This is a genomic window from Sulfitobacter sp. 1A13496, from assembly GCF_043557225.1.
GTDB lineage: Bacteria > Pseudomonadota > Alphaproteobacteria > Rhodobacterales > Rhodobacteraceae > Sulfitobacter > Sulfitobacter faviae.
The window spans coordinates 1-6,427 of record NZ_JBIFFP010000018.1 but is presented as its reverse complement, the minus strand read 5'-3'; the positions used below and the strand labels follow the sequence as shown (position 1 = coordinate 6,427).

General features: G+C 57.9%; 6 protein-coding genes and 1 pseudogene. 2 read left to right on the top strand and 5 right to left on the bottom strand.

Annotated features, from left to right (window positions below; all coding sequences use genetic code 11):
- Positions 1-771 precede the first annotated feature (771 nt).
- The 5 genes and pseudogenes from ACGYLX_RS18870 to ACGYLX_RS18850 form a co-directional block, all read right to left on the bottom strand.
- Complete coding sequence (locus tag ACGYLX_RS18870; protein ID WP_394451248.1) at positions 772-1,047, bottom strand: hypothetical protein; 276 nt, start codon at positions 1,045-1,047, stop codon at positions 772-774.
- A gap of 72 nt (positions 1,048-1,119) precedes the next feature.
- Positions 1,120-2,346: a type II toxin-antitoxin system HipA family toxin gene (locus tag ACGYLX_RS18865; RefSeq protein ID WP_394442420.1), complete on the bottom strand. Its 1,227-nt coding sequence runs from the start codon at positions 2,344-2,346 to the stop codon at positions 1,120-1,122.
- A 2-nt stretch (positions 2,347-2,348) separates the two neighbouring features.
- The gene (locus ACGYLX_RS18860) at positions 2,349-2,624 is read right to left on the bottom strand and encodes a helix-turn-helix domain-containing protein (RefSeq protein WP_394451246.1); all 276 of its coding nucleotides are present in this window, start codon (positions 2,622-2,624) and stop codon (positions 2,349-2,351) included.
- 197 nt (positions 2,625-2,821) lie between these two features.
- A pseudogene (locus ACGYLX_RS18855) lies at positions 2,822-3,756 on the bottom strand (IS1595 family transposase).
- 173 nt (positions 3,757-3,929) lie between these two features.
- The gene (locus tag ACGYLX_RS18850; RefSeq protein ID WP_394444605.1) at positions 3,930-4,175 is read right to left on the bottom strand and encodes a hypothetical protein; all 246 of its coding nucleotides are present in this window, start codon (positions 4,173-4,175) and stop codon (positions 3,930-3,932) included.
- A gap of 506 nt (positions 4,176-4,681) precedes the next feature.
- On the opposite strand from ACGYLX_RS18850, the gene ACGYLX_RS18845 reads away from it, so the two are divergent.
- Entirely contained in the window at positions 4,682-5,284 is a 603-nt protein-coding gene (locus tag ACGYLX_RS18845; RefSeq protein ID WP_394444607.1) for a hypothetical protein, read from the top strand.
- Between the two features lie 403 nt (positions 5,285-5,687).
- Positions 5,688-6,149 (top strand): helix-turn-helix transcriptional regulator, encoded by a 462-nt coding sequence (locus ACGYLX_RS18840; protein WP_394451243.1) that lies wholly within the window; start codon positions 5,688-5,690, stop codon positions 6,147-6,149.
- The last annotated feature ends 278 nt before the right edge of the window (positions 6,150-6,427 follow it).

Here is a 6,427-nt window from a genome sequence, read left to right as displayed (position 1 = left end):
AGACCTGCCTACTGAGGGTGATTGCTTTCACCAGGCGTCGGATGTGAAGCACAGGCACATCGTAGAGCTGTGCTACATGTGTGAGAGAACGTGCGTGATGCATTTCCGAGTATGGACGGGCGGGGCAGGGGCGTCGCAGGCCATCACAGCAGTCGCAGCGCTCTTCAAGGTGGAACACTCCGGCTTTGTCGAATTTGCCCGCAGGGTGTGAGAGGCGCTCTTTGCGCCGAAAGGCTTCATGCGCAGCCGACAATTCAGTCGCTGAGTAGCCTCGCTCAGCGGCGATGGTTTCAATTATACTTTCTGGCATTGGTATCTCCTGTTCCTCGCTGAAGGAGGGCAGGGGCCCTTTTTGCGAAGCTCTACAGAGCAGATAGGCACCGCTGGGGCGGCGCCAAAACCTCGGATAAGTTTTCTTTTCACAGGGAGGGGGGAAGCCCTGACAAACCCTCCGAAACTGCCCGGCACGGGCTCTTTCATGGGTTTCCTAATTCTCTTGATTCAAAGCCGCGTATATTTTGGTTTGAGTACAGCGACTTATGGGATTTGTGACGCAAAACCCCCGCGTTTTGACGCAATTTACCGGTGGTTTGACGCAAAATCCCCCCGTTTTGACGCAATTTCCCCCCATCGTGGCGCAATTCCCCGGGTGATATTTTGCGCGAAAAGCAAGACGAGGCAGAGGCGTCCCCAGCCCCAGCCGGTGAATGTTGATAGGTTTCTTTTGGATGAATGCGTCGGACTGAGAACCAAAGGTTCTGCTTCTATTCGCTAAAACCCAAAAGCCAAGAGATCAATGGCAGCAACGATCTCGTCGCGCCAAACTGACGCGTCTCCAATGATAGAGCCGATTTGTGCACCTGGAATAGCAACCAATTGCGACATGGCTATGATGTGCGGAACGCCATCCAGATGAATTGGCACATGCAGTTTTGGAATGAGTGCGCCCCAGGCGGCGCGAGGGAAGACCGGGGCACAAAGAATATAGGGCGTCTCAATGCCGAGGTCTGTCTGAACACGACACACGATTTCCTCGCCATCGCGCATGCGGTGGATGTTTCCTTGGGTCGGCACCTGAATGTGCGGAGGGGGGTAACACCGGTGTCTCGCAACCCGGCCCTAAGTGGCGAAGTAGCCGGCAATCTGCTTGGCGCGCCGCGACGGAACTCCGGCGGCGTCTGCGTGTCGCGGCCAGTCGGCGATGGCGGCGCGAACCGGATCAATGAGCGCGGCGATCGCTGCGGGTTTCATCCCGAGCGCCTGACCGACTGCCTCTACATGCTTCCTGCCGGGCTGGCGCCCCTCTCCGGCGATGGCGAGATGGTGCTCGCCGCCGGGCCCGTCGGAGAAGCTGACGTCGTAGGCCGGTGACAAGCGCCAACCGCCCCCTGCGTCCATTAGGAAGGCGTGGTTCTTCAGGTGATCATCCCGATTGTGGGCGAGGACGTTGAAGGCCATCCTGCGGAACATTTCGTCCTGATCTCCAGCATGCCGGGTGGTCCAACGCACCAGCTTATGCAGGTTCTCGTAATCGGTGGACGGCTGGCGGAAATCGACGTCGAGCATGCCGGCGGCGGTATGCATATGCACCCGTCCGGCGCCTCTGCGGTCAAAGCGCTCAACGGCAAAGAAAGCATCGCCGCGCCCAGAGCGCAGCACCATCGTCCAGGGCATGGCGATACCGGCCGCCCGCGCCATCCTCGCGTAGGCCTCTTCTTCTTCGATCGCGGTCGGGCTGTCGGTTGTCGCCCGGTGCTTGATCAGCACTTGCCGTTCGCCGCGCTCCGGGGTTCGCCGATGGTCGCGCACGCGGCCGGTCTCCACATCGAGCAGGGCCACGAGTTTCGGCCGGGCGCCGGCAGAGCCGCCGGCCGCCGCGCGGGCCTTGCGGAGGTCCTCCACGGAAGCGTCTTCAGCCATGCTGGTCGCGAGATCGGCGAACCACTCGAGGTCGATGCTGTTCGGGCCGACCACTCGCTCTTCTGGACGATAGATGAGGGCGCCCATGCCGTGGGTGCCGACGATCGCCAGACGGTCAACCGGGGTGATGGCGGTGCGACCGCTGCCGCGGCGCTCGAGTTCGCGGTCGATGAGCAACCGTCCCCAGCCGTCAGGGAGCGAGTCGCCGAAGACTCCGGGCAGGCCTTCGAAGGCGGCCGTATTGCCGGTGCGATAGAGCCCGGCCAGGGTCTTGATGTGGTAGGGCGAGATCGGGAGCGGGGCTGCGACGAAAGAGGGGTCCCATTCGACCGCAGCGGAGCGGCGGGCGGAATCCCAAGCGATCTGTCCCACGGGGCGGACATCGTCCGAGTCGAAGGCGATATCGACGCGAAGACGGCGGGCCATGGTTACGAACTCCTGCGGGTGCGAGCGCGCTGTCGCGTCGTTGGCTTGTTGAGATCATCGAGACGAGTCGCCTCGACAGCCGGGAACAGGGTGCCGAAGCCAGCGATGGCGTCGAGCGCGTCGGCGAGGGCGAGCAGGCCGGTGAGGCTGATCTTCCCCTTCTGCTCGAAGACTTTTAAGGTCGCCAGAGGAACTCCGGACCGCGTGGCCAGGTCGCTCTGAGTTAGCCCAAGTGCGAGCCGGCGGTCGCGAGCAGCCGCGCGAACCCGATCCTGCATCTCGGACGGCGTGTCGAGGTTAAGCTTAAGGGTTATTATGATGTCCTTTATTCGGCTTTTTTGCCATTATGGATAATATATTGGTCGTTACCTTGGGGCAAGAAGGAAGTAGACCTGGTGCCCCGCACGCGATGACGCATTCCGTTCTTTGGGATCGCAGCAATGCGTGCTCTGTATATCCCACGGAACGGAATGCGTCAGCATAACGGCCTACATAGGCCGTATTCCTTCGAGCGGCGGACTTGCTTGCCGACCGCCCTGTAGGAGGACGCGCATCTGGTCAACCGCTGGGATCGGACGCCAGATTGTTGTCGATTTCTCTCGTGCAACGCCGGCTCTCGTGTCCCATTGCTTGACCACTTCCCGAACGGGCTCACGGTGGTTCCACCGCCAGACAATCTCGTCGAGGTATCGCTGAAGGTGCTGCCTGCCAAGATTATGGTAGACCCCGACCAGGGCACGTTGCACCTGGGAGATCAATGCCTCGGCCGTGTTCACGTGCGCACCGGTCTGTGGATTGGCGTATTCTTTCTGGCTATGGATCACAGACTGATGGTCGGCCATGGTCTTTCCGAGTCCGATGTAGCTCTTGCTGCCATCGGTCATTAGACTGGTCGTTGCCGGATTGACCCATTCCAGAAGAACCGGCTCGAGCGTGGTCCGTTTGTCATCAGAAACGACCCTGGCCCGCGCCTGTCCGTCGCGAGAGGTCGCGACGATGTCCTCCAGAGGCAGCAGCTCACCATTCCGGTCGTCCATCATCTCTCGGATCGCATGCCCCATTTTCCAGGCGGTCTTCTGGTTCACGCCACGTAGCCGCGCGATCACGACCGAAGAGATCCTCTTGCCCGATGTCAGCACCAGGAACATCGCGGAAATCCAGACACGCAAGTCGAGCTTGGTGCTATGCGTCGGGGTCAGTGTGGTGACCGTGAACTGGAGACGGCAATCACGACACTGGTAGAGCCCAGGGCGGCATGTCTTGCCTCGTAGCGGCGACGAGGCCACCGACTCGCAGTGCGGACAGTGCCTGCCAGTTGCACCATATGATATTCTCCAGGAAGCGTCGCGCGTGCATCTCGCTCGGCATTCTCTTCCAGATGTCCGGGATCGACTTCAGTTCGGTGAGCATCAATGCTCTCCGTTCGTTCCGCCAGACAAGCAATGTTGGCTCGTAGGCTGTTTGACGAAGAAAAAACCGGGAGAATCGCGCAAAATACAGCAAAAGCGCGGAAAACCTAAGTTACACCAATACCTTGCAATATTCGCTACTTTTTATTGTGGATAAGCGGTTATTTTTATTACTTAAACCTGTCTAAACCGAGCCAGGCTGGGCCCGTTCTGTTCCAGATGACGGGCCTCATCGACAATGCCCTCTTTCGCTGATGCGATCCAGGCGGCGCGCTCGCGTTCAGTTCTGGTTTTTGCGATGCCAGCGTCGATCCAGTCTCGAACAACCTCAGCAATAGATTTGCCTGTGACTTTCGATTCCAATTCGAGGGCAGCTTTGCGATCCTGACCGATGTCGCGAATATTCAGTGGCGACGGCATGACAAACTCACTTGCATGTAGGCGCTGTACATACTGATACACATATAGCAACACGTTGTGTGGCGCTAGTCCGTTGATCGCGAAGCCCTCGGAAATATCGTCAAGCGGCTTGCTCGCACTTGAGCAGCGGAAAATCGATTGAGCGCCCCACCTACTGCAGGAGGTTTGGAGGACCCTTAGGGGCCTTGCTGATTTCCGGGGATGGCGGGCCTATGGTGCCTGCTCAGGACCCCGGGACGATTATGCCGGGATGTTGACCGTGCAATGCCGCGCCTGTTTCAAAACCGCTGCTGATTGTTGCGAGTGGCTGCGCATATTCTCAGTGCATGCAGGTCTTTTTGACAAGGCGGGTGTGACAGCCTTCGCTGTCGGACGTGTATTGGGGCCGGCGAAAAATTCTTTGCAGAAATGTCATTTTTCTATCTCCCCGGATTACCGCCCCCAAAACTTCGATCCGATGTTCCTGTCATGGGCACTTTCAACCCCGCCCATTTAAGGAGAACAAAATGTCTAAAGAAGTACCTCTCACCCAAGCGCTTGACGTCATTCCCCTCACCCTAAAGCCGTCTTCGTTTCCGCAACATGTCGTGGAAAAGTGGCGCCTGCTTGTAGACGCGTATCTTGGGAGTCCGTTAGAGGCGGACGAAGGTGACCTTTTGGGGATCGACATCGGGCACGTGCTTGTTAGCGCATCCGGATATCCTGCCTCGGAAGCTCAGGCCTTCTTTTTTCTTGAAGGGGGCGTCTGTGACGCGCGCGTCATGAACTTTCCGACCCGTAGTGCCGGAAACTGCGTTCTTGTCGAACGTGCTGTCGAGCGTAGCGTAGATATCGGTTCTATGTTCATGTTGTTTTGCCAGGTGGATTTCTCCAGCAGGCAGCTGAATACTCTTGTCTTCCGCGACTTCACTCTGATTTACGATGGTCTTACGGTGCAGGTGCAGGGTGCGCGCGACGTTTCTTCGAAGATGAAGCTGATCATCCATGAGGAAACAAACGGAAGAACTCCTGCGCAACTCAAGCAGGATATCGAACTGGGCCTCAATGGATTTGCGAGGGCCCGCGACGGACTTAGTCGTGTTAGGTTCACTGTAGATCTTGAGGCCTGACCACCCGGTGCCTAAGCCACTGCTATGATGCCGAAGTCTCGCCCCTTCTTCCGCAGGTTTTGCCGGGGAAGACGGGGGAGAGGCGACCTCAAAGGGGGATGGGCGGAGCTCCTGACAAGGCTTCGGCCGCCCCTCGAGAATGGGAAGCAGCGACACCTGCTGCGCAAAACGGAAGCAAGGGCAGGGGTCCTTTTTTCGGATTTTTGCAGTGCTGTCGGGCCCAAAAGTTGTCCCCTAAGGGGGCGAATGAGATTTTCATCCGGAGACTTCAAGCGGCTCATAGTACTCCGTTTTGCGCTCTTTCGGATGTTTCTGATTATCTCGCATAGAGCTTCGAAAATATTTTCGGCCTAAGGTCGGCGTCCATTTTTGGAACGGGTTTGCTGGGGTCTATGTCCTTGGCATGAAGCAGGATACACCACTTTCGAAAGATGATCTGGTCAAGTTTTTTGGCCTGAAGCCGGTGAAGAACGACGACTACAGAGCGTTATCACGCGTTTTGAAGGCGCTCGGGATCCGTTTAGTTGGCGGCACAACACGGTGGTCTGTTGTGTGGAAAGCGCTTGGGCTTGCAGAGGCACAAATGCCGGAACGGGCAGTAGAGCTTCGGCAACCGTTGCTTGATGCCCGCGCGACAGCGGCACTACTCGGTGTTGATCCTTCAACCCTTTATCGCTGGTCGAAGGGGCAGGTGCCCATCGGTATGCCACCTTTTCCGAAAGCAATTGATCTATCGAATGGGGGGGCAAACACCCGAAGTCAGCGCTGGCGTCGAGCTGAGGTTCTGGCTTGGCACTGCCATCAGGAACTTCCGAACTATGTACGGCGGTCGCCGGTCTTTGGCGCGCTTACTCCGACAGCATGAGTATTATCGCCTGAGTGGGGGCTGCAAAAATGGTGCGCAACTTTCCCATACAAGACACCCGGACCATATGGCCCGGGTGTCTCTTGTCGTCTCAGTATAATGAAGTGACTGGTGGTTTAGGGTCTGATCTTGCCGCTGACGTCAGGATTGACGGTGATCTATGCCACCGCGTTCTCCGGGCCTACGGTTGCAAGGAAGATTCTGTTTCCGACGGTTTGGAAGGGTAATTCGCCCGACCCGGTGGCAAGCTCACAGATGACTTGAGCCCCGAGCAGAAA

What these genes read in the sequence shown, in the direction of transcription:
- ACGYLX_RS18860 (WP_394451246.1), bottom strand. Translation starts at nt 2,624, where the DNA reads ATGCAGGATCGGGTTCGCGCGGCTGCTCGCGACCGCCGGCTCGCACTT.
- ACGYLX_RS18840 (WP_394451243.1), top strand. Translation starts at nt 5,688, where the DNA reads ATGAAGCAGGATACACCACTTTCGAAAGATGATCTGGTCAAGTTTTTT.
- ACGYLX_RS18870 (WP_394451248.1), bottom strand. Translation starts at nt 1,047, where the DNA reads ATGCGCGATGGCGAGGAAATCGTGTGTCGTGTTCAGACAGACCTCGGC.
- ACGYLX_RS18865 (WP_394442420.1), bottom strand. Translation starts at nt 2,346, where the DNA reads ATGGCCCGCCGTCTTCGCGTCGATATCGCCTTCGACTCGGACGATGTC.
- ACGYLX_RS18845 (WP_394444607.1), top strand. Translation starts at nt 4,682, where the DNA reads ATGTCTAAAGAAGTACCTCTCACCCAAGCGCTTGACGTCATTCCCCTC.
- ACGYLX_RS18850 (WP_394444605.1), bottom strand. Translation starts at nt 4,175, where the DNA reads ATGCCGTCGCCACTGAATATTCGCGACATCGGTCAGGATCGCAAAGCT.